The following is a 1128-nucleotide window of genomic DNA, read 5'->3' as shown; positions in this document are numbered from 1 at the left end:
CTCTTCGATACTTTTGTGTGGTTCTAGCTTTAACAATCTCGGCATGGCGATCGCCCAACTCTTACTATTCATCCCTTAATTTATCAGGTTTAATTTTTTTATACCGATGCTACCGGATTTGATATCAGGAGTCAATAGGAAGAAAGGATGAGAGTTGGAATTATCTGGGGATAAGTAGGCATTTTATGTCTGCATCCCATGGAAGTGGAAAGTGCGATAACTGTATAACCGGATTTTATATAAACCCACGTTCGGGGGGCAAAAGAGAAATATTGGATGTTGTTCTCTACCAGCTCTTCAGCTTTCCTACTTCTTCCCTCTTCCTTCTTCCTTACTTTCCGCTTACAATACCGATGCTACCGGACATACCCCAAACTTTCTAACATTTTCCAATGCTGAGAAACAGGTGCAAGAGTATTTGCTGCTATCATGCCACTAACTGCTACTGCAGGCAAACCTATACCAGGAAAAGTAGAGTCACCACAACACAATAATCCTGGTAAAGGTGTATTTGGTCCAGGAAACAAACTCTCCCCGGAACGAATTGCAGGTCCGTAAGTTCCTCGGTGACGGCGGAGAAAACGTTCGTGAGTTAGTGGAGTACCGACCAATGTTACTTCACAACGAGAGCGCACATCAGGTATGACTCGCTCCAATGCTTGCCACATCACCTCAGCTCGTTGTTGTTTTTGTTGTGCATATTCTTGACTCTTTCTATCCATACCATGCCAAAATTTATAAGGTTCATTTCCTGGAGTATATACATGAATAACGTGCTTACCAGGTGGTGCAACAGTAGCATCTATCAAAGATGGAATGGATATCAACACAACATTCTGAGGTGCATCTATCTCATCCCAATGATTGACAATAATATGGTGACACGCTAAGTCTGGTTTGATGTCTGTAGCATCAATACCTAAATGTAAGTGCATGAAACTATTACATTCTGGTGTCTGTTGTCGTTGTTGCCGAAAAGATTTTGGCACCGCACCTTCTGGCAATAATTTCAAAGTATCCCAAATAGAAGCATTGGATATTACTGCTTCCTTTGCTCTAATTTCTGTTCCATTTCGTAAACTCACACCAACAGCACGACCATCTTTTACTAATACCTCTTCCACATGA

The 1128-nt window shown here is 41.7% G+C and carries 1 protein-coding gene; it reads right to left on the bottom strand.

Features of this window, described 5'->3' with window-relative positions:
• Positions 1-356: 356 nt before the first annotated feature.
• A partial coding sequence (locus F6K13_RS34315; RefSeq protein ID WP_287290108.1) for an NAD(P)/FAD-dependent oxidoreductase occupies positions 357-1128 on the bottom strand: 772 nt, incomplete at its 5' end.

It is taken from the genome of Okeania sp. SIO2B9 (assembly GCF_010672505.1).
GTDB classification, from domain to species: domain Bacteria; phylum Cyanobacteriota; class Cyanobacteriia; order Cyanobacteriales; family Microcoleaceae; genus Okeania; species Okeania hirsuta.
This window is presented reverse-complemented; position numbering and strand designations above follow the sequence as displayed.